The sequence below is a fragment of the Methylobacillus gramineus genome, assembly GCF_020532675.1.
In the GTDB taxonomy this organism is placed as follows: Bacteria; Pseudomonadota; Gammaproteobacteria; order Burkholderiales; family Methylophilaceae; genus Methylobacillus; species Methylobacillus gramineus.
Window position 1 is genome coordinate 780,789 of sequence record NZ_JAJAVE010000003.1, and the last position, 24,827, is coordinate 805,615.

The following is a 24,827-nucleotide window of genomic DNA, read 5'->3' on the forward strand; positions in this document are numbered from 1 at the left end:
GCTGCCAACAGCATCTTTATCGCTAAATTATGCAGATCAAGGCTTTTGTTGACTGTCTAAACCCATAATTTTACAGCGGGATTGCTCATGAAGCCAGCGATGGAAATAATCCACTGATGCCATGCGCGATGAACTCCACCGCCATTGCCGCCAGAATCAGCCCCATCAGGCGCGTCACCACGTTGATGCCAATCGTGCCCAAACGCTGTGCAATGTGCATGGATAATCGTAACGCCAGCCAGATGGCCAAACAGACCACCGCAATAGGAAGTGCGAGCGAGATATGCCCCCAGAAGCTGCCGCTCTGCTGGGCGGTGATAATCATGCTACTGATAGCGCCTGGACCGGCGAGCAGGGGAATGCTCAATGGCACGACCGCAATCACATTACGTTCAGCCGTTTCCTGTGCTTCTTCTGGGGTTTGTCGCGTGGTGCTTTGTTTGCCATGCATCATGGAGATGGCGATCAGCATGACGAGGATGCCGCCACCCACCTGGAAGGAGGGAATGCTGATACTGAAAAATTCCAGAATGCTCTCACCCAGCAAGGCTGACACAGTCAGTACGATAAAGACGGTGATGGCAACCGTATTGGCCGTATGGGCCCTGTCTTTGGCGGGCCAGCCGTCGGTAGCGCTGATGAAAATCGGGATGACGCCAATAGGATTGACGATGGCAAATAATGCGATTGCCGTTTTGAAGATGAGTGCCCACTCTGCCATTGATCACTCCTTTGTCGGCTTGTTGTCAGTCAATGTAATCAGTTAGTATCCTCGCCCTCAGGATCAGGGCAATCATCTCAATGGCTGGGTTTCCGCCTGACCATATATGATGACTGATGGCTTGGTAGGATAGCAGGCCTTAATAGAAGGGTGTTTACTATGAACCAGATTTATCTTGCTTCCCGGTCACCACGACGTGCGGAGCTGCTGTTGCAGATCGGCCTAGAGGCCAGAATATTACCCTCTGATATAGACGAGTCTGTATATAATGATGAGGCAGCGTCAGACTATGTCCAGCGCCTGGCTGCGGAGAAAGCTGCGGCGGGAGCATCAACATTGCTGGAACTTGACTTGCCAGTCTTGGCAGCAGATACCACGGTGTGTGTAGATGGCAGGATTTTGGGTAAGCCCGAGCATGACGAAGATGCCTGTGCCATGCTGACACTTATGTCTGGGCGCTGGCATGAGGTGTATACAGCGATTGCCGTGTTGTCGCCATTGGGGCTTGCGCTGGCGCTTTCAACCACCAGGGTTCAGATGGCCAGCTTGTCTGAGCGTGTGATTGCCGACTATGTTGCCACAGGTGAGCCGCGCGACAAGGCGGGTGCTTATGGTATACAAGGTCTGGGGGGTACGCTGATCGAAAAAATCGAAGGTAGCTACTCAGGTGTCATGGGTTTGCCCTTGTTTGAGACAGCGACATTACTGAGAAATGCCGGCATTGCCATACCGGCCATGCGGATTAAATAGTATTGATGGTGAGATGAGCGAAGAAATTCTAATCAATGTAACACCGCAGGAAACACGGGTTGCCATCATAGAGCAGGGGGTGTTGCAGGAGCTGCATGTAGAGCGTGCGACTTCCCTGGGTTTGGTGGGTAACATCTACCGAGGCAAGGTATGCCGTGTTTTGCCCGGCATGCAGTCTGCCTTTGTGGAAATAGGCTTGCAGCGGGCGGCATTCCTGCATGTAGCGGACATTTTGGAGTGCTGTAGTCCAGAGAAAGAAAAGCCGATACAGGAAGTATTGCACGAAGGCCAGCCGCTTATGGTGCAGGTCATCAAGGAGCCCATTGGAACCAAGGGCGCACGCCTGACTACGCAAATCAGTATTGCCGGGCGTTTCCTGGTCTATCTTCCACAGCAACAACATATAGGCGTGTCACAGCGGATAGAGGATGAAGCAGAGCGCGAATTATTGCGTGAGCGCTTGATCCGCTTGTTGCCGGAAGATCGCAAAGGCGGCTATATCATACGTACCATGTCCGAAGCAGCAACAGATGAAGAGTTGCTTGCCGACATCGATTACCTGCAAAAAGTATGGAGTAATATCCAGGCGGCCAGCCATGGCGCTGCTGATCGGTCGCTGGTGTTCCAGGATCTGGATCTGCCCATGCGTGTGTTGCGCGATGTCGTCAATGATCAAACGGACCGTATTCTGGTGGACTCGCGTGAAACCTACCAGAAGCTCCTCGATTTTGCTGGTCACTACGCGGTAGGTGCGGTCAAGCGGCTGGAGCACTATCAGGGCGAGCGCCCACTCTTTGATATGTATCACGTCGAGCATGAAATCAATAAGGCCATGTCGCGCAAGGTGGAGCTCAAGTCCGGTGGCTACCTGATTTTTGACCAGACCGAAGCATTGACTACTGTGGATGTGAATACCGGTGGTTTTGTTAGTGGTCGCAGCCTGTCGGATACCATATTCAAAACCAATCTTGAAGCCTCACAATGCATAGCGCGCCAGCTTCGGGTACGTAATCTGGGCGGCATCATCATCATAGACTTCATCGACATGGATGAAGAAGAGCAGCGCACGGCGGTGCTGGCGGAATTGAAGAAGGCAGTATTGAAAGATCGGGCACGTACCGGTGTGAATGGATTTTCTGCATTAGGGCTGGTGGAAATGACGCGTAAGCGTACCCGCGAAAGTCTGGCGCATATTCTTTGCGAGCCTTGCCCTTCCTGCAAGGGGCGCGGGGAAGTCAGAACGGCACAGACGATATGTTATGAAATATTCCGCGAATTGCTGCGCAACGCGAGGCAGTTTACAGCGCGCGAGTTTCGCATTCTGGCAGCAAGCAAAGTGATTGAGATGCTGCTGGATGAAGAATCACAGAGCCTGGCCAATCTGTCCGATTTTATTGGTAAGCCTATCTCACTGCAGGCGGAAACCCAGTATGCCCAGGAAACTTACGATATTGTGCTGATGTAGTGATTGAGAAATGCGATTAGAAATAAAAAGCCGACTTGAGTGTCGGCTTTTTATTTGGTGGGCAGGCGGGCTTGGCTTAAAACAGGCGCAGCAGTTGTTGTTCGGTGGGGGTAATCAATACGATCAATAGCAGTTCCGCCACGATAAATATCACTAAAGGTGTGAGATCAAAACCACTTGCCGTTGGAATGCGGTTACGCAATGGCTTGAGTAATGGGCGTGTCAGTGCTTCCAGTACAGGTGTGATAATCGTGTAAGGATTGATCCAGCTCAGGATCGCTTGCAAAAGCACGGCATAAAGAAAAATGTAAATGCTCAACTTCAGCAGTCCGACCAAGGCTAGGCCAAGTAACGCAATCCAGATTGTATTATCTGCCACCAATAATGGGAAATCCCGTATCCAGAGTGAGCCCAGCTGTAGCAGGAATTGGGCAATATAGGCGAGCAATAAAGTCGATGTGTCTACACCTCCTATGCCGGGTACAAAACGCCGGATAGGTTTGACCGCAAAGTTGGTGACAGCCACCACTGCCTGGGATACCGGGTTCTGAAAAGGCGCCCGCGTCAATTGCAGGTAAAAGCGCAGTAATAGCGCCAAAGTGAACAGTCCAAGCAGGGTGTGGAGCAAAAATTGCAGGGCATTATCAATCATACTGTCTCCATTGATGGCGTGCTTGGTGCATGGCTTAATCCTTTCCTATGAGTTCGCCCAGTTCGCGGGCGCGTGCTGCCGCTGCATGAGCGGCGTTGATGATCGCTTGCTTGACCCCAGCATTCTCCATGCTGCGCAATGCCTGTTCTGTCGTACCGCCCTTGGAGGTGACCTGAGCACGCAAGGTGGCGGGGGTGGCATTGCTCTGGGCCGCCAGCTGGCTAGCACCGGCAAATGTTTGCAGGCTCAATGCCCTGGCTTGCTCCGCTGTTAGTCCTAATTCCAGGGCAGCCTGTTCCAGGGCTTCAATAAAATAAAACACATAAGCGGGGCCACTACCCGAAATCGCCGTTACCGCGTCGATCTTGCTTTCTTCATCCACCCAAAGCGTGGCGCCTGCGGCAGAAAGCAGCAGGTTGGCTTGCTCGCGTTGTTCCATACTTACACCGGCTGCTGCATACATGCCGGAAATACCGGCTTGTATTTGTGCAGGGGTATTGGGCATGACGCGCACAATGGCATCGTAGCCGCCTAGCCAGCGACTAAGCGCCTGGCAGCCAATACCAGCGGCAATCGAGATAATGAGCTGTTGCTTGAGCAAGCTGGCAAGGAAAATAGAGAGATCACGAAGTTGCTGTGGCTTGACGGCCAGGATAATCACATCAGAATGGCTGACGCTAGGCAGGTGTTCTGATGTCTGCACCTGGAATTCCTGTGCTAGCTGCGCGCGTTTTTCTGCATCGAGTTCGATGACATTGATGTCCGCTGTGTTGAAGCCTTTCTGCTTGAGGCCGCCGATAATGGCGCGGGCCATATTGCCACCGCCGATAAAACTGATTTTCATGTTGCTTGCTCTGTTATGCTGGGTTGTGTGAATGACGGGGCCCAAAAATAGCTGAACCTACTCTAACTATTGTCGCACCCTCTGCGATAGCTGCGGGAAAATCTTCCGACATGCCGATAGATAGAGTATCCAGTGCTATTCCCTGCTGGATAAGATGGTCATATATCAAGCGTACTTGATGAAACTGCGCCTGCTGTTCTGCGTGATCTGGCGTGGGAGCGGGTATTGCCATTAATCCGCGCAACTGTAGCTTTGGCATGCCATTGATAGAAGTCGCCAGTTTAAGTGCCTCCTCTGCATTCACTCCACTCTTACTGTCTTCTTTGCTCACGTTGACTTGTATGCATACCTGCAATGGGGGCAGGGTATCGCTACGGGCCGCATTGAGGCGCTCAGCAATTTTGAGGCGATCGACCCCATGTACCCAGGAAAAGTGATTGGCAATCTGTTGTGTCTTATTGCTCTGCAGGGGGCCGATAAAGTGCCATTCGATGGCCAAGTCCTGCAGCTCCAGTTGTTTGGCTAGGGCTTCCTGTAGGTAGTTCTCGCCAAACTGATGTTGCCCTGCATGCCATACTTGCCGGATAGCCGATGCAGGATGGGCTTTGCTCACCGCCAGTAGGGTGACTTGTTCCGGGTTGCGCCCTGCATCCTGCGCCGCAGCTTGTATGCTGGCTTTGATTGCTTGCCAGCGCTGGGTAATTGTGTCCATAATCCGCTCATCTTCCATGATTGCAACGATCGCATGGTTGCAAGAAATACTGAACCCGCAGCGTTTACGGCAAAATTATAACAGGAGCCACTCTTGGATATTTCGGATTTACTCGCGTTTTCAGTGAAAAACAAAGCGTCTGATTTACACCTTTCCGCGGGTATGCCACCCTTGATCCGGGTGCATGGAGATGTGCGTAAAATCAATGTGCCTGCGTTGGATCACAGCCAGGTGCATGACATGGTGTATGACATCATGAATGATGGTCAGCGCAAGGTATATGAAGAGACACTGGAGTGTGACTTCTCATTCGAAATTCCCAATTTGGCACGTTTCCGGGTCAATGCCTTTAACCAGAACCGCGGGGCGGGTGCTGTATTCCGTACCATTCCGTCCAAGGTGCTTACGATGGAACAATTGGGCTGTCCGCCCATTTTCAAGGAAATTGCGCAGAATCCGCGCGGCATTGTGCTTGTGACCGGGCCGACCGGCTCCGGTAAGTCGACTACGCTGGCTGCCATGGTAGATTACATCAATGAAAACGAGTTTGGCCATATCCTGACAGTAGAAGACCCGATCGAGTTTGTACATAGCTCCAAGAAGTGCCTGATCAACCAGCGTGAAGTGGGCCCGCATACCCTGTCTTTCTCCAACGCGCTGCGTTCAGCCTTGCGGGAAGATCCTGACGTGATCCTTGTGGGTGAAATGCGAGATCTGGAAACCATACGCCTGGCACTGAGTGCTGCAGAAACTGGTCACCTGGTGTTTGGCACGTTACATACAAGTTCAGCAGCCAAGACCATAGACCGTATCGTCGATGTATTCCCGGCGGCGGAAAAAGAGATGGTACGTTCCATGCTGTCAGAGTCCCTGCGTGCTGTGATTTCCCAAACCTTGTGCAAGACCAAGGATGAGCAGGGGCGCGTGGCAGCCCATGAGATCATGATAGGCACCCCGGCGATTCGTAACCTGATCCGCGAAAATAAGATCGCTCAAATGTATTCTGCTATCCAGACCGGGCAAAATGTCGGCATGCAGACCTTGGACCAGAATTTACAGGATTTGCTGCGGCGTAATGTCATTTCGCTGGGTGAAGCGCGTGCCAAAGCTGCAAATAAAGATGCTTTTGTCGGCTAAGTTGTATTGTTGGGGTTGAGAAGGAATTAGGATGGATCAGGGCCAGGCAGAAAAATTTGTATTCGATCTTTTGAGATTGATGCTGACCAAAAAAGCGTCAGATCTTTTTATTACTGCTGGTTTCCCGCCTGCGATGAAAATCGACGGCAAGATGACACCCGTCACTACACAGGCGTTAACACCACAGCAAGCACGGGAAATCGCGCGCTCCATCATGAATGACAAACAGGCATCGGAGTTTGATGCCAGCCATGAATGTAACTTTGCTATTGGCATGTCGGGTGTGGCGCGCTTTCGGGTCAATGCGTTCATCCAGCGAGGTAGCACGGGGCTGGTATTCCGTACTATCACGACCAAAATCCCCAGATTCGAGGATCTGGGTCTGCCTGAAGTCCTGAAAGACATTGCGCAGAGTAAGCGCGGGCTGGTGATTTTTGTCGGGGGGACGGGTTCCGGTAAATCTACATCGCTGGCGGCGATGGTGGGGTATCGCAACGAAAATAGTTTTGGTCACATCATCACAATTGAAGACCCCATAGAGTTTGTCCATGAGCACAAAAACTGCATCATCACCCAGCGTGAAGTGGGCGTGGATACAGATAATTGGCAAACGGCGCTCAAGAATACCTTGCGCCAGGCACCGGATGTGATCCTGATCGGTGAAATCCGTGACCGCGAAACCATGGATTATGCGATTGCCTTTGCCGAGACTGGTCATTTGTGCATGGCGACTTTGCATGCCAATAGTACCAACCAGGCCCTGGACCGGATTATCAACTTCTTCCCCGAGGAACGTAGACATCAGTTATTGATGGATTTGTCCCTTAATGTGCAAGCTTTTGTTTCACAGCGCCTGATTGGAAAAAAAGGGGAAAAGGGCCGTGTTGCTGCCATGGAAATCATGATCAACTCACCGTTGATTTCCGATCTGATTTTCCGCGGGGAAGTACATGAAATAAAAGAAATTATCGCCAAGTCACGTGAGCTGGGTATGCAGACTTTTGACCAGTCTCTATTTGATCTGCACGAAGCTGACAAGATTACCTATGAAGACGCCTTGCGCAATGCCGACTCGGTCAATGACTTACGCCTACGCGTCAAGCTGGAAGGCAAGAATGCCAAGGATAAAGATCTGTCTGCCGGCCTGGATCATCTGGGTATCGTTTGATTAATTACTTTTTGCACTGCCCACTATGCTAGTGGCAGATGTTTAATACTGATAATTCACTGAAAGAAGAACATGTTTGAATGGTTTGCAAGCCCTGAAGCCTGGATTGCCCTGGCGACACTGACCGCATTGGAAATTGTGCTGGGGATAGACAACATCATTTTTATTTCCATCCTGGTGGGTCGCTTGCCAGAAAAGCAACGGGCTCTTGCAAGACGTTTAGGCCTCAGCCTGGCCATGATTGCACGTCTGGCCTTGCTGTTTTCCATCTCCTGGGTAATGGGCCTGACCCAGCCATGGTTCGATCTGGGAGGTGTCGAAATATCAGGCCGCGACCTGATACTGATCGGCGGTGGATTGTTCTTGCTGGCCAAGGCCACGCATGAGATTCATAACAGTCTGGAGGGTGAGGCTGGGCAGGAGGAGTCTGGCGCTGTGACCAGCATGGGCATGGTCTTGGTGCAGATTGCCGTGCTGGATATCGTGTTCTCCCTGGATTCCGTGATTACAGCTGTGGGGTTGGCTGATCATGTGTCCATCATGGCGATTGCGATTATTCTGGCGGTGGGCGTCATGCTGTTTGCAGCCAAGTCCATAGGCGAGTTTGTCGACGCGCATCCCACGATCAAGATACTTGCATTGTCTTTCCTCATACTCGTCGGTATGACACTGATGATAGAAGGCTTTGACGTGCATGTGCCCAAGGGCTATATCTACTTTGCCATGGCATTCTCCGTAGTGGTGGAAATGCTCAATATCCATATGCGCAAGCGTGCCAAAGCAAGAAATCCACTCAAGTTGCGCAAGAAGACGGTAGACCAGTAACACGACAAACCTGCCGCCATGTAGAAAAGCCTGTTCAGTGTAATGAACAGGCTTTTTTATTATTTGCCGTCAGGACAGGGCGATTGTGAAATCAAGCTTCGTGGACGATATGGCCATTGACCAGGGTGTAGCGCACCTTGCCTGCCAGTTCCAGGCCATTAAATGGGCTGTTTTTGCCTTGGCTGAATAATGCCTGGGGTTCAACCTTCCAGTAGTGTTCAGGATCAAAAATACAGAGATCAGCCCTGGCGTCCAGGCCCAGGTGACCAGCATCGACACCCAGGATACTGGCTGGTGCCTGAGTCACACGGGCTAATGCCTGGGTTAATGGCACATGCTGCTCAGAGGCCCATTTCAGGGTTAATGAGAGTAAAAGCTCGAGACCAGTGGCACCAGGTTCTGTTTCGCCAAAAGGCATGAGCTTGGCATCATCATCGACCGGGGTATGGTCCGAGCACACGGTATCGATGGTGCCGTCAGCCAGTCCTTGCCTGAGGGCGTCGCGGTCACGCTGGCTACGCAGTGGTGGTTTCAGATGGCAGTTGGAGTCGAAAAATCCAATGTCATGTTCTGTCAGATGCAGGTGGTTGGCGCTGACATCAGCGCTGATATTCTGGCCACGCTGCTTGGCTTCGCGAATCATGGTGACTCCCTCAGCCGTTGAAAGTCGACACAGGTGCAACTTGGCACCTGTTTCTCTGGCGATGTGCAACATGGTGCCCAGAGCCAGTGTCTCCGCTGCCACCGGAATACCTTTAAGTCCCAGGCGCGCAGAAACTTCGCCATCGTGGGCGATGCCATTTTTGGCCAAATATGGTTCTTCCGGACGCAGCCACACGGTAAAGCCAAAGGTGGCTGCATATTGCATGGCACGCCAGAGCACTTGGGTATCGATAATGGCTTTGTCTGCCTGGGCAAAGCCCACGCAGCCAGCCTCTGTGAGCTCACTCATCTCGGTCAGTTGCTGGCCTGCCAACTGGCGGGTGAGCGCGCCAAGTGGATACACATTGCTCAGGTGCAGTTGCTTGGCTCTGTGCTTGAGCATTTCCACCAGGCCTGGTTCGTCCAGCACCGGATCAGTATCTGGGGGGCAGGCGAGGCTTGTAATGCCGCCCGCGACTGCTGCGCGCATTTCACTTTCCAGAGTGGCCTTGTATTCGTTACCAGGTTCGCGCAACCGTGCAGAGACATCGACCAGACCTGGGCATACGATCAAGCCAGTGGCATCGATGACCTGGTTGGCGACAAAATTGGCTGGCGCTTGCCCAATCGACGCAACTTTGCCGGCAGCGATAAAAATGTCCAGGTTCGCGTCTATCTGATGTTTGGGGTCTATCAGTCGACCATTCTTGATATGAATTTTCATTCGGAATTCCCTGCCAGTATGCTCATGACCGCCATACGCACCGCGATGCCGTAAGTGACCTGTGGCAGGATGACGGACTGTTTGCCATCAGCCACTGCTGAATCGATTTCTACCCCGCGATTCATCGGTCCTGGATGCAGCACGATTGCGTCTGGCTTGGCCAGGGCGAGTTTTTCCGGTGTCAGTCCGTAACATTTGTAGTATTCCTGCGCACTGGGCAACAAGGCACCACTCATGCGTTCATTCTGTAGTCTTAGCATCATGATCACATCGACATCTTTCAGGCCTGTATTCATATCGTGATAGACCTGTACCCCGAGTTTTTCCACATCCTGTGGTAACAGTGTCTTGGGCGCAATCACGCGCACTTCGGGCACGCCCAGCGTGGTCAGTGCATGAATTTCTGAACGGGCGACACGGGAGTGCAATACATCTCCGACCAGTGCAACCCGCAGATTATGCATCTCTGGCTTGTAGCGGCGGATGGTGAATACATCCAGCAATCCTTGCGTCGGGTGGGCATGACGCCCATCACCGGCATTGATGACGTGAATATGCGGTGCGACATGCTTTGCAATAAAGTGCGCGGCACCTGACTCTGCATGACGAACCACAAACATGTCGGCATGCATGGCGGTGAGGTTATCTACCGTATCCAGTATGGTTTCCCCCTTGGATTGCGAGGATGTATTGACATTCAGGTTGATAACGTCCGCCGACAGGCGTTTTGCAGCTATTTCAAAGGTTGTGCGGGTACGGGTGCTGTTTTCGAAGAATATATTGCAGACGGTCTTGCCGCGCAGCAGAGGTACCTTTTTGACCTCTCGTTCCGCAACACCAACAAAAGACTCTGCGGTATCCAGTATCTGGTTCAATATGGCGCGCGGCAATCCCTCTATGGTTAGGAGATGTTTGAGTTTGCCGTCTTTCGTCAGTTGGGGGTTATACATCAGGCATTTTCTTCCAAGGTGAAGTGGAGGCGGTTGTTGCCATCCCGGGATAACTGTAATTTCTGGTGCTGGGGGACTTCAAGCTCAAGCGCTGCAATCTGCGGGCAAATCGGCAGCTCACGGCCACCACGGTTGACCAGTACTGCCAGGGTGATACTTGCAGGTCTGCCGTAATCAAATAGCTCATTCATGGCTGCCCTGATGGTACGGCCGGTGTAGAACACATCGTCGATCAGGAGGATATGCTTGCCTTCTACATCAAATGGGATCTGAGAGGGGCGGGTTTCTGCGTGCAAGCCGCGTTGATTATAGTCGTCACGGTAAAAGGAACTGTCCAATACGCCTAGCGTGAGGTCATGTTCCGGGCTGGATTGACGCAGTAAGGGAGTGAGTTGCTCAGCAATCCAGGCACCACCGCTGTGAATGCCCACTATCGCTGTATTGGGCTTTAGATAGGTAATCAATTCATTTGCCAGAATGCTTAATAAGGATTCTGCGTCAGGAAGCTGCTGCGGATTGAGTAAGGTGGTCATGATGCGAGTCCATCGAAATAGGATTGCAGGATATGTTGTGCGGCGACTTGATCCAGCATTGGTTTTTGTTTGCGCCCGAATATGCCTCTTTCATTGAGGGTCTGGCTCGCTTCTGCTGAGCTCAGGCGCTCGTCTATCATGATCACAGGTAGGCTGAACCTGCCTTCCAGGCGGCGGGAAAATTTACGGCAGAGCAGAGTAAGCGCATGTTCCTCACCATTGAGGTGCAGTGGCAGGCCCACGATCAAGATGACGGGTTGCCACTCAGTAATAAGATTGGCAATCATGCCAAAGCGCCTGTCATTGGCTTCCGCCTCTATAGTGAGCAAGGGGCGGGCAATGCCTAGCATATGTTCGCCAATCGCGACGCCTATGCGTTTCTCGCCGAAATCAAATCCTAAGGCACAACCTTCCTTCAGGCTTACGCTGGAGGTTGGCGCTGTATCAGGCATGACCAGCTTCCTCAGCAAAGCGGGCAAAGTCCAGGCCGAGTAAGGACATGGCGCCTTGTATTTTGTCTGTATGTGGCAGGTCAAAAATCAGGTGATCACGCGCAGCTACGTCAGCCTCTATGGTGAGCCATACATTTTGTGCGATTTCCTCTTCCAGTTGGCCTGCAGACCATCCAGCATAGCCCAGGGTAATCAGGACTTTGCTTGGACCATTGCCGTTGGCGATCGCTTCCAGTATGTCTTTGGAGGTAGTGAGGGCGGTGTGACCGTTGATGCTGATGGTGGAATTCCAGTCTCCCTCTGGCTGGTGCAGGACAAAGCCACGGTCAATCTGCACCGGGCCGCCAAAATACACTGGCTCGGTAGCGATTGGATTGCCGTTCAACTGGAGATCCACCTGTTTGAACAGGGCATCCAGTTTCATATCAATGGGGCGGTTGATGACAATGCCCATGGCGCCATCTGCATTGTGTTCACAGATGAAGGTGACGGATTTTGTAAAGTATGGGTCTGTCATCGCAGGCATTGCAACCAGGAACTGACCAGTGAGATTAACGTTTTCCACAGGGAGATTATCTCATAGATATATCGGTTGTATCAGCGCCTGCTGTGTATGCTTATGAGGCGTCAACGTAACCTGTAATTTCCAGCCCGAATCCGACAATGCTTGGCATTTTGCGCGGTGCTGCCAGCAACTTCATTTTCTTGACGCCAAGATCAAGCAGAATCTGCGAGCCAATGCCATAGTTACGCAAGTCCTGGCGAATACGCACTGGTTCGTCAGCGAACTTGATCCGCTCAACCAAGTCTGCTGCAGACTCACTGTTGTGTAGCAATACGACGACTCCAGCCTCTGCTTTCTGGATCTCCTTCATAGCCTGCAAGGTATTCCACGAGTGTGAGCGGCTGCTCTCATCAATCAGGTCAAACACGGATAATGGTTCATGCACCCTGACCAGTACTTCCTGATCTGCGTGAATGTCTCCCTTGACCAATGCCAGGTGGGTTTGATTGGCAATCATGTCGGCATAGGCAATCAGGCGCATATTGCCGTATGGTGTGGTGACATCGCGCTCCGCTGCGCGCTTGACCAGGCATTCTGTTTCATTTCGATACTGAATCAGGTCGGCAATGGTGCCGATTTTGAGCTGGTGCTGCTGCGCAAACTCAATCAAGTCGGGCAGACGTGCCATGTTGCCATCATCCTTGAGAATTTCACAAATAACGGATGCTGGTGTTAATCCTGCCAGTGCGGCCAAGTCGCAACCCGCTTCTGTATGGCCTGCACGTACCAACACGCCACCGTTCTGGGCTGCCACAGGGAAAATATGGCCGGGGCTGACAATGTCTTCAGGCTTGGCATTCGGCGCTACTGCCGCCTGTATGGTGCGCGCACGATCGCTGGCTGAAATGCCAGTGGTGACCCCGGTAGCTGCTTCAATCGATACGGTAAAGTTGGTGCCCATGCCGCTACCGTTCTTTTGCACCATGGCGGGCAGATCCAGTTGCCTGCACCTGTCTTCCGTTAATGTCAGGCAAACCAATCCTCGACCATATTTCGCCATGAAGTTGATGTGTTCCGAGGTGGTGAATTGTGCTGCCAGCACAATATCGCCTTCATTTTCGCGGTCTTCTTCGTCAACAAGGATCACCATGCGCCCTTGGCGCATTTCCTCGATAATTTCTACGGTTGGGCTGATCATGGTAGGTTTTCTTGCTATTTGGAAATCTTGGGAAACTTCAAGCGCTGTCGCCCTCAGTGTTCCATTGGGTCATGCGGTCTACATAGCGCGCAATCAGGTCAACCTCAAGGTTGACTCGACTGCCAACACCCAAGCCTTTGAGTGTGGTTATTTCGACCGTATGCGGGATCAGATTGAGGCTGAAATCGTCTTTATCTACTGCGTTCACCGTGAGGCTAACGCCATCAATGGTGACAGAGCCCTTGATGGCAATATAGCGAGACAGGGTATGGGGCGCACGGATGACCAGCAGCATGCTTTCGCCAACCGGTTCAAAGCGAATCACCTGGCCTACGCCATCGACATGGCCACTTACCAGATGCCCGCCTAGTCGATCGGAAAGGCGCAATGCTTTTTCCAGATTCACGCTGCGAGGCTGATCCAGCCCCACTGTACATGACAGGGTTTCCCTGGAGACATCGGCTTCGAATTCTGCGTTGCCTAATTTGATTGCTGTCAGGCAAACGCCATTGACGGCAATGCTATCGCCTATTTGCACATCACTGATATCTAGGTCGCCGGTTGCAATGATGAGTCTTGCGTCTTCGCCCTGCTGGATGATGGTTTTGATTTGGCCTTGAGCCTGAACTATGCCTGTAAACATGCCCTTATTTTAGCAGACGTCCCCTTGGCTAAGGCGTATTTCCACGCATATTTCTTGAAGAAAGTTTTGATGAAAATGTCTCCTGAATTGGATGCTGAAAACCGCTGGATTAGTCCGTCTGCACTAATTAGTCCATTGGTACTAATTAGTGCAGACGGACTAAATGAAAAAAATAGAAGTGCTCATATACTTCGCCTCAGTGTGCTAGGGCGGTATTTTTTTGAGTGATTTAAATGCTGGCCCGGGATTTGCAACTATGAGGTTGCCGTTGTCAGGAATGAGGGGATATCCCCGGTTTTCCAGGTGTTTTCGGGAAAATGAGCAGTTAATGTAGATAAGTATTCAACGGTGATGTCGATTTCTCAACATACCTGAAGTATATAAACTAAATCAAGAAAGGAAGTTGCAATGATGAATTTCAAGGGGACGATTGCCGGTGCTATGCTGCTGGGCATGACAGTAATGAGCCAATCTGTATTGGCGAATCAGGATGCTGGCATCAAGGCCAAGATCACCGGTTTTGAATATTCTGATGTGGTTGATGTCAAGATCAGTTCAAATGGTGGCAAGAACTGGGCTACTGTTGAGGCTGGTGGCTATAAGGGTACATGGGCAAACGGGGATGCATTTGCTGCATTCTGTGTAGAAATCTCTCAAGGCCTGTCATGGGGTAAGTCGCTTTCTTACACTCAAGGTACTTTCTCTTCTACTGTGGCAAATAACCTGACTTCATTGGCTAACAAATATTATTCATTTGTTGATGATGCAATTTCCTCTGCTGCTTTCCAAGTGGCTATCTGGGAAATCGTGACAGAAACCAAGAAAGGTCTTAGCCTCGATAAGGGTAACTTTGAGGTTGATAATACAACCAACACTACTAAAGAGTGGGTGCCTAACAAATGGATCCCTATCTTTGGTTCATGGAAGTCTACAACAGTAGATGATCCTGAGTCTTTGGCAGCTATTGATCTGGCTAAAACTTGGCTGGCTGGTATCAATGACAGCAGTGTTGCGGCGACAGGTGATTACAGTCTGCAATACTTGAAGAACTCCAAGTCCCAGGATCTGGTGGTATTTACTCCTATCGCTGCAGTACCTGAGCCAGCTACTTATGGCATGCTGTTGCTGGGCATGGGCGTGATTGCATTCATTGCACGTCGTCGCCGTGCTACCTCCATCCGCTTCTAATCTTTCAAGTTAAGTTTGAAAGCCAAGCCCTTCCAGTGATGGAAGGGCTTTTTTATTTACACTCGCGCTAAATCCAATCAGACATGCTGTTCTTGCATGGCTTTCACGCTAGAATGCGGCATGGCATTTTTCAGACAACTTCCGTACGAGCTTTTTATTGGTTTGCGTTATACGCGGGCCAAAAGGCGTAATCACTTTATCTCCTTTATTTCCCTGACCAGCATGATAGGCATAGGCCTGGGTGTTGCGGCATTGATTGTCGTATTGTCGGTGATGAATGGTTTTCAGGATGAGTTGCGCAACCGCATTCTGGGTGTGGCTTCGCATTTACAGATTACAGGGCCTAATAATGTGCTTGATGACTGGCAAAGCCTGGTTGGTAATGTACAAGGCGCTCCACATGTGCAGGCTGCAGCTCCTTATGTGATGGCTCAGGGCATGCTCTCCTTTGGTCAGGCGGTACAGGGAGCCTTGATTCGCGGCGTATTGCCCAGCGATGAGGACAAGGTTGCCGAGCTGGGTAGCCATATGCGTGCAGGCAAACTCGATGCACTCAGGCCAGGGGAGTTTGGCGTGGTGCTTGGGTCGGAGTTGGCGCAGTCACTTGGTGTGGTGCTGGGGGATAAAGTGGTGCTCATGGCGCCTCAAGGACAATTTACGCCGACAGGCGTTGTGCCACGCATCAAGCAATTCAAAGTGGTGGGTTTATTTGAAATCGGGATGTATGAGTACGATGCTGGCTTAGCCTTGATTCACATGGATGACGCAGCCAAGCTGTATCGCATGGGTAGCAGTGTTTCAGGCGTTCGCCTCAAGCTGGATGATTTGTTCAGTGCGCCGCAGGTGGCGCGTCAGCTGGGTGAGCGGCTGATGGGTAAGGGTAACTACTATATTAGTGACTGGACCCAGCAACATGCCAATTTTTTCCGCGCCATCCAGATGGAAAAGCGCGTGATGTTCATTATTCTCGCGCTGATTGTGGCGGTCGCAGCATTTAATATTGTTTCCACGCTGGTGATGGCTGTGACGGATAAGCGTGCGGACATCGCGATTATGCGCACTTTTGGCGCCAGTCCTCGCAGCATCATGCAGATATTTATTGTGCAAGGTGCCTTGATTGGCGTGGTTGGCACTATTGTCGGTGCCTTTTTCGGGGTGTTGATTGCGCTGAATATCGATACCATTGTGCCGTTGATTGAGCGTCTCTTCGGCGTGCAATTCCTGGCGAAGGATGTGTATTACATCAGTGACCTGCCTTCCAAATTGATCTGGGCCGATGTATTGGTGATTACCGTCATGTCTTTTATCCTGAGCTTGCTTGCGACCTTGTACCCCAGCTGGCGGGCTTCCAGAATCAACCCTGCGGAGGCATTGCGCTATGAATAATGCCGCGATTATCCAGTGTGTGGATTTACAGAAAACCTATGCAGGCCTGGATGTTTCTGTGCTGAATGGCATCAGCCTCGAGATTGGGGCTGGTGAACAGGTGGCGATTGTCGGTACTTCTGGATCAGGGAAAAGTACCTTGTTGCACCTGCTGGGTGGGCTGGATGAACCGAGTGCAGGTAATGTGACGGTCATGGGCAAGCCGCTGGCTACCCTGAGTGAGGCGGGGCGTGGTGAGCTGCGGAATCATGCCTTGGGGTTTGTGTACCAGTTTCATCACTTGCTGCCAGAATTTACCGCGCTGGAGAATGTCGCCTTACCACTGATGATCCGGCGCTTGCCGCGAGAGCAGGCGCTGGAAGAGGCTGCGCGTGTCTTGACCCGTGTGGGCTTGGGGCATCGCCTCGAGCATATGCCTGGCGAGCTTTCTGGTGGAGAGCGCCAGCGTGCTGCGGTGGCACGGGCCTTGGTCACTAATCCACGGTGTGTGATGGCGGATGAGCCTACGGGCAATCTGGACCGGCATACCGCACAAGGTGTATTTGATCTTTTGCTGGAATTAAATCGGGACCAGGGTACTAGTTTAGTTGTCGTGACTCATGATCTTGAGCTTGCTGCCCGCATGCAACGTCAATATCGATTGCAAGACGGCAGGTTAAGTCCGGCCTGATTACACTGATGGTGATGCCCGTTTTTGCACTGACTTTTGTTGCCGGTGCCTGGGCATTGCAGCAGATGCAACAACTACCCTCCCTGCAATTGGGATGGGGTTTGCTGATCCTTTTATTCTTGTTCTGGCGTTTCCGCCGCTATTCCCGTTTGTCTTTATTGCCGTTAGCTCTGTTTGGATTGCTTGCCGGCTTTATCTGGGCTGCTTTGATCGCCAATGTACGCTTGTCAGATCAGCTCCCGCATGAGTGGGAGGGCCAAGATATCCAGTTGATAGGTGTAGTCGCCTCCATGCCGAAAATTCATGAGCGTGGTCAACGGTTTGATCTTGATGTGGAGCAAGTGCTAACAGCCGATGGTGTGGTGCCGAGTAGAGTTTCCTTGATGCAATACCAGGGTGGTTTTGTTGGCAGTCTGCGCTCGCATCAGTCCAGGCTTCCGGCAATGGAGCATGCAGTATCACGATTTCATGCCGGGGAGCGCTGGAAGCTGACAGTCAGGCTCAAGCGCCCACATGGGACTGCCAATCCGCATGGTTATGATTTCGAGCGATGGGCGCTGGAGCACAATATACGCGCCAGTGGGTATATCCGCGAGGTACCGACTCCTGCCAGATTGAGTGCATTTGTACATAGACCTGCTTATTGGATTGAGGCGGCAAGGGAGAAGGTGCGCCAGCGCATGGATGATGTGTTGCAGGATCAGCGTTACGCTGGCGTGCTGAAAGCCTTGGCGATTGGCGATGATGGCGCTATCAGCCAGGATGACTGGCGGGTGTTTCGTCGTACCGGGATTGTGCATTTAGTGAGCATCTCTGGCCTGCATATTACGATGCTGGCCAGTATGTTCTATGCACTGGTGTATCAGCTGTGGCGCAGGGTACCTAAACTCGTATTGCATGTGCCGGCGCGCAAAGCAGGGGTGATTGCAGGCGCTGTCATTGCCTTGGATTATTCCTTGATCGCCGGATTTTCAGTGCCTACTCAACGTACCTTGTACATGCTGGTGGTGTTTGCACTGGCCTTGTGGTCAGGGCGGCAAGTCGGGCTGGCTAGGGTATTGATACTGGCATTGCTGGTGGTCGTAATTCTTGACCCGTGGGCAGTCATGGCGGCGGGCTTCTGGTTGTCATTTGGGGCGGTCGCGCTGATTGGATACGTGATGGGTGGCCGTTTACAGCGTCCACATTGGTTGCGCGATGCTGTGGTCACGCAGTGGGCTGTGACGTTGGGGTTGATGCCCCTTTTGTTGATGCTGTTCCAGCAATTCTCCATGATTTCTCCTGTGGCCAATGCATTTGCGATTCCTCTTGTAAGCCTGGTGATTGTGCCATTGACCTTGCTTGGAAGTCTGTTGCCACTGGACTGGCCCTTATCTCTAGCGCACTGGATCATGGTGCTGGCCATGCAGGGCATGGATTTGTTGAGCGTGATGCCTGCGGCTGTCTGGCAGCAATATTCACCACCTCTCTGGACGTTGCTGTTATCCATCCTGGGCGTGTTGTGGCTTTTGTTACCCAAAGGGTTCCCTCTGCGCTGGCTTGGCGTAGTCGCAGTCTTGCCCTTATTTATGATTGCGCCAGCACGTCCTGTGGCGGGCGATATGCGTGTAACGGTGCTGGATGTTGGGCAGGGGCTGGGAGTGGTGGTGCAGACGGCTAAACATACGCTGCTGTATGACACAGGGCCCCGATACTCGGCTGACAGCGATGCCGGCAATCAGGTTGTTGTGCCCTACCTGCGTGGGGAGGGGGTCAGCAGGCTGCATGGCATGGTGCTGAGCCATGACGATCTTGATCATACTGGAGGTCTTGCCTCTGTGCTGGTAGAAGTACCAGTGGGCTGGGTGTTAAATGCTTTGCCAGAAGATAAGCCTGAGCTGGAAAAGTCCTATCGCCTACCTTGTCGTGCCGGACAGGTCTGGTATTGGGATGAGGTACGATTTGACATATTGTATCCAGCAGATGCCAGCAAGCTGCCGCCGCAACTGAAGACCAATAATCGTAGTTGCGTATTACGCATTCAGAGTAAGGGCGGCAGTGTATTATTGCCTGGGGATATTGAGAGAAGTGCCGAAAATGAATTGCTTGATAGCGCTCCCAAAGCGCTGGCGACGGATATTGTCGTTGCACCTCATCACGGCAGTAAAACCTCATCTACCGCTGGGTTCATCAAGGCAACAAGCCCACGGGCTGTCATTTTTTCCATGGGTTATCGCAATCGCTTCAAACATCCACGCCCTGATGTGGTGGAACGCTATGAATCGATAGGGGCAATACCTTATCGTTCAGATTGGGATGGGGCGGTGATCATGGATTTCAAACAGGGGCACGGGGTGGTCATGACGCGTTGGCGAGAGCAGGCACGACGCTACTGGCACGATCAGTCTGTGGATTTTACATCGTCTTCCCTTGCTGAAACTGGCAACGCACGATAAAGTAACGCCACTTTATAGAACATGTTAGGGGCACTTCGTGTGGGAGATTATTAAAGCGGCTGGATGGCCTATCTGGCCGCTGATTTTTGCATCAGTCGTTGCAGTCGCCATTATCATTGAGCGGCTGATCGCGTTACGCGAAAATCATATCGTACCTAAGACCTTGCTGCCTGAAGTGCAAAGATGGCTGGGGCAAGGGCGCGCGGGTATTACTCCTGACGCCTTGGCCAAGCTTGAACAGCATTCCTTGCTTGGGGAAATATTCGCCAGCGCCTTGAATAATTTAGGCGCATCGCGAGAAGTGTTGAAGGAGGCTGTTGAGGAGTCTGGTCGTGCTGTCGCGCACAAGATGGAGAAATACCTCAATACGCTAGGCACGATTGCGACGGTCAGTCCGCTACTCGGCTTGCTGGGTACGGTGATCGGGATGGTGGAGCTGTTTGGTGCTTTCACTGCGACTGGTCATGATGTTGCCCAATTTGCCCGCGGTATTTCTGTTGCCTTGTACAACACGGCAGGCGGGATTGTGGTGGCGGTGCCTGCCATGATTTCCTATCGTTATTTCCGCGGCAAGATTGATGGCTTCATTGTTGAAATGGAGCAGGAAGCGATCAAGTTGGTTGAAATTATTCAAGGTGAGCGTAAGGAATGAATTTTCAACGAGGCAGAAAGCACGAAGAGCTCGAGATGAATCTCGTGCCGCTGATTGATGTATTACTGGTGATTATTATTTTCCTGGTGGTCAGCACCACATTTTCTCGTGTTACCGAGCTGCAAATTAACCTGCCAACCGCTGAAGCCAATACACCTCAGGATAAACCACTGATTATTAATGTGGGGGTAGATGAGGGCGGCCGCTACGTGGTCAATAACAAAGATGTATCCGATGGCTCCATCGAAGGCATAGCAGATGCCCTGCGCAAGGCGGTAGGGGATGGCAAGGATCCTACGATTGTCATCAGCGCCGATGCCAAGAGTACGCATCAGGCAGTGGTCAATGTGATGGAAGCGTCACGGCAGGCTGGATATAGTCAGATTACCTTTGCTACCCAAGTCCGCTCCGGCTCTTAATTTTTTAAAGTATCAATAATGTCCAAAGACGCACCTGAGAATCTAACTCAGGCTTCTGTGCCCAGTGGCAAAGTCCTTTATTTGCGCCTTCTGAAATATGCAGCCCGGTACTGGGGGGTATTCCTGATCAGTGTCATTGCATTGGTGACATTCTCTGCCACCAATACTGGCTTTCTTGCCACCATCAAATTGGTGACGGATGAGGGGTTTGTCAATCAGGACTCCAGCAAGCTGCATATTCTTCCCTTCATGTTGTTCGGCTTGCTCGCGATTCGGGCAATTGCAGGCTTCGTGTCCAACTTTGCCATGCGTTGGGTTGCCAGGCGGGTGGTCGAGAATCTGCGCCAGGATGCTTTCACCAGATTAATGAGCTTGCCCGTCAGTTTCTTTGATGCGACGTCTGCTGGGGCCGTTACATCCAAGCTGACCTATGATACTGAGCAGATGGCGGGTGCTTCTACCAAGGTGGCCATGAGCGCCGTGCGGGATACGCTGACTATCTTTGGCATGATCGGCTATATGCTCTATCTGGACTGGCAGCTCACATTGATTTTTACTGTGGTAGCGCCTGTCATGGCGTGGTACTTGAAAAGCATGACCCCCAGGTTGCGTTTCTCTGGTAAAGCGGTGCAACAGAGTATGGGCGATATGACACAGGTGATAGAAGAGGCCGTGTCTGGTCAGCGTATGGTGAAGATTTTTGGTGGTAGCGATTATGAATACCAGCGTTTTGCCAAAGTGGCAGGCCAGAATCGCCGTATGCAGATCCGGTTGGCCAGACTGTCTGGTATTAACAGTATGGTGGTGGAACTGCTGGCAGGGGTGGCGCTGGCATTGGTGGTTTACTATGCCGTGGGCAAGTTCAGTGCGGGTGAGTTTGCGGCCTTTATCGGCGCATTATTGATGTTGATCGGGCCCGTGAAAACCTTGACCAGTCTCAATGAAGAGTTGCAGGTTGGCCTGGCTGCGGCTCACAGTGTATTTGATCTGATGGACAGTATTCCTGAAGATAATCCTGGCTCCAATCAAATTGCCCGCGTTCAAGGCGAAATTGGGTTCAGCAATGTGACCCTGCAATATGCCAATGCCAAGCGTCCGGCATTGAAAAATCTTAACTTTACAGTCAAGCCTGGTGAAAAGATAGCCCTGGTTGGACGCTCCGGTGGAGGTAAAACCACGCTCGTGAACTTGCTGCCGCGTTTTTATGAAGTGCAGCAAGGGGCAGTCATGCTGGATGGTGTGGATGTGCGCAGCATGACGCTGCAGAATTTGCGCCAGCAGTTTGCCTTGGTCAGCCAGGATGTGATCCTGTTCAACGATAGCGTATTCAACAATATTGCTTATGGTGTGCTGCGCAATGCGACTGAAGCTGAAGTCATTGCCGCAGCCAAGGCAGCTCATGCCTGGGAATTTATCGAGCAATTGCCGGATGGCTTGCAAAGTGAAATTGGTGATCGTGGTGTCCGTTTGTCAGGTGGGCAACGCCAGCGCCTAGCAATTGCCCGCGCCATTCTCAAAGACGCCCCCATCTTGCTTTTGGATGAAGCGACTTCTGCGCTGGACACAGAGTCTGAGCGCCATGTGCAGGCGGCACTTGATGAGTTGATGCAGAACCGAACCTCGATTGTTATTGCTCATCGCTTATCGACGATTGAAAACGCTGACCGTATCTTGGTCATGGAGCAGGGGGAAATCATTGAGGGCGGTAGTCATGAAGAGCTGCTTGCGTTGGGTGGTCACTACGCCAAACTTTATCAAAAGCAATTTCATTAAGTAATGAAGCAGCCATTCAGTACATGGCTAGTTGATCAGTGGTACCACAATGGTCCGTGGCAGATCGTGTTGCGACCATTCTCCTGGTTGTTCGGACTTCTTTCTCTTTTGCGTCGCCAGGCTTATCGCTTGGGCGTATTCAAATCTCACAAGTTACCAGTGCCTGTGATCGTGGTGGGCAATATCAGTGTCGGGGGTACCGGCAAGACTCCTTTCGTGATCTGGCTGGTCGAGCAACTTCAAGAGCAGGGCTGGCGCCCCGGTATCGTCAGTCGAGGTTATGGCGGTAGTGCTAGCCATACGCAACGTGTTGATGACAATAGCTTGCCGCAAGTGGTTGGGGATGAGCCTTCGTTGTTGGCCCAGCGCACTGGAGTGCCTGTGTTTGTTGGTAGAAAGCGTGCCAGGACAGCACGGCATTTGTTAAGACAATTTCCCTTATGCAATTTGATTATCAGTGATGATGGTTTGCAGCATTATGCGTTGCAGCGGGATGTGGAAATTGTCATTGTGGATGGCGAGCGAGAGTTCGGTAATGCACAGCTTTTGCCAGCCGGGCCATTGCGTGAAAGCCCTGCACGGCTTACAAGGGTGGATGCGGTGGTTTTCAATGGCGGAGCTCCTGCGGCTGGGGCTTACCTGATGCAAATGGCCCCAGGCCCGTTTCATAATCTGCAGGATCCAATGCAGCGAGTATCTGTAGATGCATTCGCTGGTAAGCGCATACATGCGGTGGCAGGTATCGGTAATCCACAGCGCTTTTTCAACCAGCTCGCACTGATGGGGTTGCATGTGGAGCCTCACAGCTTTCCCGATCACCATGAATTTACCGTGACTGATTTACAGTTCGCAGTAGACGATGTGATACTCATGACGGAAAAGGATGCGGTGAAGTGTGTGTTGTTTGCCCAGGCTAACTGGTGGTTTCTGCCAGTGTCTGCAGTGATTGATCATGCCCTGACTGATAAAATAGGTAGCAAGCTGGCCAGCTACAACCTTAAGAAAGATTGAATATGGAAACAAAATTACTGCAACTACTGGTCTGTCCTGTATGCAAAGGACCATTGCATTATAAGAAAGCTGAGCAAGAGCTTATCTGCAAACCTTGTCGTCTGGCATATCAGATCAATGATGGTATCCCAGTGATGCTGGAAGATGAAGCACGTAAGCTGCCTGCAGAAGAAGAGGTATAGGACGTGTCATTTAAAGTCGTGATTCCGGCAAGGTATGCGAGTAGTCGTCTGCCCGGCAAGCCCTTGCTAGATATTGCGGGAAAGCCCATGGTGGTTCGGGTGGCTGAGCAAGCGCTGGTCAGTGGTGCAGAAGAGGTGGTGGTAGCGACTGACCATGAGCGTATTGCCGAGGCAGTCACTGCTTATGGATTCAATGTAGTGATGACACGCACTGATCATCTGTCAGGAACAGACCGGATTGCTGAAGTTGTAGAGTTGCAGCATTGGCAAGATGACGCGATTGTGGTGAATGTTCAGGGGGATGAGCCGCTGATTGATCCGATATTGATCCAGGATGTGGCAAACAATCTGGCTGCCCATCCTCAAGCCCACATGTCGACTGCCTGCCACAGCATTCACGATACCCCATCCATCCTTAATCCCAATATTGTGAAGGTGGTGCTTGATAATCAGGGTCATGCACTGTATTTCAGTCGCGCACCTATTCCCTATCCTAGGGATGCTTTTGCGGCTAATCAGGATGTACCCACCGATATGCCTATATATAGGCATATCGGTATTTATGCTTATAGAGCTAACTTTCTGCGAGCCTATGCTGCCCTGTCGCCTTCTGCAATTGAGCATTTTGAGTCACTGGAACAACTCAGGGTCTTGTGGCATGGCTATAAAATCAGTGTGGAAGTCACTAGCAAAGCCCCTGCAGCAGGTGTAGATACAGAAGCTGACCTGGCTTATGTGCGCTCTGTACTGATTAATAGCCAACATCCATCACTTTGACGTCAAAATAGTAAACGACATAAACGTCTTGATTGCTAAGAAGAATTGCAGAAAAATCGGCTCCTGCAGCGCAGTGGACTTAAAGAATCATAAGAAATGCGTTGACATGAAACCCCTAGGCTTGCTATAGTTTCACCTCTCGACGCAACGTGAATAACGAAGCGGCGAATCGGACGCGGGGTGGAGCAGTCTGGCAGCTCGTCGGGCTCATAACCCGAAGGTCACAGGTTCAAATCCTGTCCCCGCAACCAGTGAAAATATTTTACAGAATGTGGTTGACGAAAATATTCTGATCTGTAAAATGCGCGGCTCGCTGAACGAGGTGGTGGTAGCGAAGTTGGTGAAGAAGTTGATGTAAATTAATTTCGAAACTAGCTTGACCGAATTAAAAAGGTCTGTATAATGCGCCCCTC

At 51.5% G+C, this 24,827-nt stretch carries 26 protein-coding genes and 1 tRNA gene; 16 read left to right on the forward strand and 11 right to left on the reverse strand.

Going from position 1 to position 24,827, the window contains the following annotated elements:
* Window positions 1-85 precede the first annotated feature (85 nt).
* The gene (locus tag LG201_RS14180; RefSeq protein ID WP_226772854.1) at window positions 86-721 is read right to left on the reverse strand and encodes a YchE family NAAT transporter; all 636 of its coding nucleotides are present in this window, start codon (window positions 719-721) and stop codon (window positions 86-88) included.
* A 159-nt stretch (window positions 722-880) separates the two neighbouring features.
* Between LG201_RS14180 and LG201_RS14185 the strand changes: the two genes are divergently transcribed.
* Window positions 881-1,471, forward strand: coding sequence for a Maf family protein (locus tag LG201_RS14185; RefSeq protein ID WP_226772855.1), 591 nt, complete (start codon window positions 881-883; stop codon window positions 1,469-1,471).
* 13 nt (window positions 1,472-1,484) lie between these two features.
* Window positions 1,485-2,936 carry a ribonuclease G gene (rng, locus tag LG201_RS14190; protein ID WP_226772856.1) on the forward strand — a complete coding sequence of 484 codons (1,452 nt, stop codon included), beginning with the start codon at window positions 1,485-1,487 and terminating at the stop codon, window positions 2,934-2,936.
* Window positions 2,937-3,012: 76 nt separating this feature from the next.
* Here the strand turns inward: rng and LG201_RS14195 are convergent, their stop codons facing one another.
* The 3 genes from LG201_RS14195 to LG201_RS14205 are packed head-to-tail and all read right to left on the reverse strand — an operon-like array spanning window position 3,013 to window position 5,144.
* A complete protein-coding gene (locus tag LG201_RS14195; RefSeq protein WP_226772857.1) occupies window positions 3,013-3,588 on the reverse strand; it encodes a YggT family protein in 576 nt (191 codons plus the stop codon).
* A gap of 34 nt (window positions 3,589-3,622) precedes the next feature.
* Entirely contained in the window at window positions 3,623-4,432 is an 810-nt protein-coding gene (gene proC / locus LG201_RS14200) for a pyrroline-5-carboxylate reductase (protein ID WP_226772858.1), read from the reverse strand.
* Between the two features lie 13 nt (window positions 4,433-4,445).
* Entirely contained in the window at window positions 4,446-5,144 is a 699-nt protein-coding gene (locus tag LG201_RS14205; protein WP_226772859.1) for a YggS family pyridoxal phosphate-dependent enzyme, read from the reverse strand.
* Between the two features lie 93 nt (window positions 5,145-5,237).
* Here LG201_RS14205 and LG201_RS14210 point away from each other — a divergent pair, with 93 nt between their 5' ends.
* The 3 genes from LG201_RS14210 (at window position 5,238) to LG201_RS14220 (ending at window position 8,274) form a co-directional block, all read left to right on the forward strand.
* Window positions 5,238-6,281 carry a type IV pilus twitching motility protein PilT gene (locus tag LG201_RS14210; RefSeq protein ID WP_226772860.1) on the forward strand — a complete coding sequence of 348 codons (1,044 nt, stop codon included), beginning with the start codon at window positions 5,238-5,240 and terminating at the stop codon, window positions 6,279-6,281.
* 31 nt (window positions 6,282-6,312) lie between these two features.
* The gene (locus LG201_RS14215) at window positions 6,313-7,449 is read left to right on the forward strand and encodes a PilT/PilU family type 4a pilus ATPase (protein WP_226772861.1); all 1,137 of its coding nucleotides are present in this window, start codon (window positions 6,313-6,315) and stop codon (window positions 7,447-7,449) included.
* 72 nt (window positions 7,450-7,521) lie between these two features.
* Complete coding sequence (locus LG201_RS14220) at window positions 7,522-8,274, forward strand: TerC family protein (protein ID WP_226772862.1); 753 nt, start codon at window positions 7,522-7,524, stop codon at window positions 8,272-8,274.
* Window positions 8,275-8,365: 91 nt separating this feature from the next.
* On the opposite strand, the gene LG201_RS14225 is transcribed toward LG201_RS14220, so the two are convergent.
* Genes LG201_RS14225 through LG201_RS14255 form a run of 7 tightly spaced genes read right to left on the reverse strand, consistent with a single transcriptional unit; the run spans window position 8,366 to window position 13,921 of the window.
* Window positions 8,366-9,640, reverse strand: coding sequence for a dihydroorotase (locus tag LG201_RS14225; RefSeq protein ID WP_226772863.1), 1,275 nt, complete (start codon window positions 9,638-9,640; stop codon window positions 8,366-8,368).
* The gene (locus tag LG201_RS14230) at window positions 9,637-10,590 is read right to left on the reverse strand and encodes an aspartate carbamoyltransferase catalytic subunit (protein ID WP_226772864.1); all 954 of its coding nucleotides are present in this window, start codon (window positions 10,588-10,590) and stop codon (window positions 9,637-9,639) included. The genes LG201_RS14225 and LG201_RS14230 overlap by 4 nt, the downstream gene beginning before the upstream one ends.
* Complete coding sequence (pyrR, locus tag LG201_RS14235) at window positions 10,590-11,123, reverse strand: bifunctional pyr operon transcriptional regulator/uracil phosphoribosyltransferase PyrR (protein ID WP_226772865.1); 534 nt, start codon at window positions 11,121-11,123, stop codon at window positions 10,590-10,592. Before pyrR ends, LG201_RS14230 begins: the two co-directional genes overlap by 1 nt.
* The gene (gene ruvX, locus LG201_RS14240) at window positions 11,120-11,575 is read right to left on the reverse strand and encodes a Holliday junction resolvase RuvX (protein WP_226772866.1); all 456 of its coding nucleotides are present in this window, start codon (window positions 11,573-11,575) and stop codon (window positions 11,120-11,122) included. Before ruvX ends, pyrR begins: the two co-directional genes overlap by 4 nt.
* A complete protein-coding gene (locus tag LG201_RS14245; protein ID WP_226772867.1) occupies window positions 11,568-12,140 on the reverse strand; it encodes a YqgE/AlgH family protein in 573 nt (190 codons plus the stop codon). Before LG201_RS14245 ends, ruvX begins: the two co-directional genes overlap by 8 nt.
* A gap of 52 nt (window positions 12,141-12,192) precedes the next feature.
* Window positions 12,193-13,278 (reverse strand): bifunctional 3,4-dihydroxy-2-butanone-4-phosphate synthase/GTP cyclohydrolase II, encoded by a 1,086-nt coding sequence (gene ribBA, locus LG201_RS14250; RefSeq protein ID WP_226772868.1) that lies wholly within the window; start codon window positions 13,276-13,278, stop codon window positions 12,193-12,195.
* A 37-nt stretch (window positions 13,279-13,315) separates the two neighbouring features.
* Entirely contained in the window at window positions 13,316-13,921 is a 606-nt protein-coding gene (locus tag LG201_RS14255) for a riboflavin synthase (protein ID WP_226772869.1), read from the reverse strand.
* A 408-nt stretch (window positions 13,922-14,329) separates the two neighbouring features.
* On the opposite strand from LG201_RS14255, the gene LG201_RS14260 reads away from it, so the two are divergent.
* The 11 genes from LG201_RS14260 to LG201_RS14310 all read left to right on the forward strand — a co-directional run bounded on the left by LG201_RS14260 (window position 14,330) and on the right by LG201_RS14310 (window position 24,665).
* Complete coding sequence (locus LG201_RS14260) at window positions 14,330-15,109, forward strand: PEP-CTERM sorting domain-containing protein (RefSeq protein WP_226772870.1); 780 nt, start codon at window positions 14,330-14,332, stop codon at window positions 15,107-15,109.
* 120 nt (window positions 15,110-15,229) lie between these two features.
* Entirely contained in the window at window positions 15,230-16,495 is a 1,266-nt protein-coding gene (locus tag LG201_RS14265) for a lipoprotein-releasing ABC transporter permease subunit (protein ID WP_226772871.1), read from the forward strand.
* A complete protein-coding gene (lolD, locus tag LG201_RS14270; protein ID WP_226772872.1) occupies window positions 16,488-17,165 on the forward strand; it encodes a lipoprotein-releasing ABC transporter ATP-binding protein LolD in 678 nt (225 codons plus the stop codon). Before LG201_RS14265 ends, lolD begins: the two co-directional genes overlap by 8 nt.
* 8 nt (window positions 17,166-17,173) lie before the next feature.
* Complete coding sequence (locus LG201_RS14275) at window positions 17,174-19,600, forward strand: DNA internalization-related competence protein ComEC/Rec2 (protein WP_319006060.1); 2,427 nt, start codon at window positions 17,174-17,176, stop codon at window positions 19,598-19,600.
* Between the two features lie 37 nt (window positions 19,601-19,637).
* The gene (locus tag LG201_RS14280) at window positions 19,638-20,252 is read left to right on the forward strand and encodes a MotA/TolQ/ExbB proton channel family protein (protein WP_226772873.1); all 615 of its coding nucleotides are present in this window, start codon (window positions 19,638-19,640) and stop codon (window positions 20,250-20,252) included.
* A complete protein-coding gene (locus tag LG201_RS14285) occupies window positions 20,249-20,671 on the forward strand; it encodes an ExbD/TolR family protein (RefSeq protein WP_226772874.1) in 423 nt (140 codons plus the stop codon). Before LG201_RS14280 ends, LG201_RS14285 begins: the two co-directional genes overlap by 4 nt.
* A gap of 18 nt (window positions 20,672-20,689) precedes the next feature.
* Window positions 20,690-22,444, forward strand: a complete 1,755-nt coding sequence (gene msbA / locus LG201_RS14290; RefSeq protein WP_226772875.1) for a lipid A export permease/ATP-binding protein MsbA — start codon at window positions 20,690-20,692, stop codon at window positions 22,442-22,444.
* Between the two features lie 3 nt (window positions 22,445-22,447).
* Window positions 22,448-23,455, forward strand: a complete 1,008-nt coding sequence (gene lpxK, locus LG201_RS14295; RefSeq protein WP_226772876.1) for a tetraacyldisaccharide 4'-kinase — start codon at window positions 22,448-22,450, stop codon at window positions 23,453-23,455.
* A gap of 2 nt (window positions 23,456-23,457) precedes the next feature.
* Window positions 23,458-23,637 carry a Trm112 family protein gene (locus LG201_RS14300; RefSeq protein ID WP_226772877.1) on the forward strand — a complete coding sequence of 60 codons (180 nt, stop codon included), beginning with the start codon at window positions 23,458-23,460 and terminating at the stop codon, window positions 23,635-23,637.
* Between the two features lie 3 nt (window positions 23,638-23,640).
* Window positions 23,641-24,414 (forward strand): 3-deoxy-manno-octulosonate cytidylyltransferase, encoded by a 774-nt coding sequence (kdsB, locus tag LG201_RS14305; RefSeq protein ID WP_226772878.1) that lies wholly within the window; start codon window positions 23,641-23,643, stop codon window positions 24,412-24,414.
* Window positions 24,415-24,588: 174 nt separating this feature from the next.
* Window positions 24,589-24,665: transfer RNA gene (locus tag LG201_RS14310), tRNA-Met, on the forward strand.
* Window positions 24,666-24,827 lie beyond the last annotated feature (162 nt).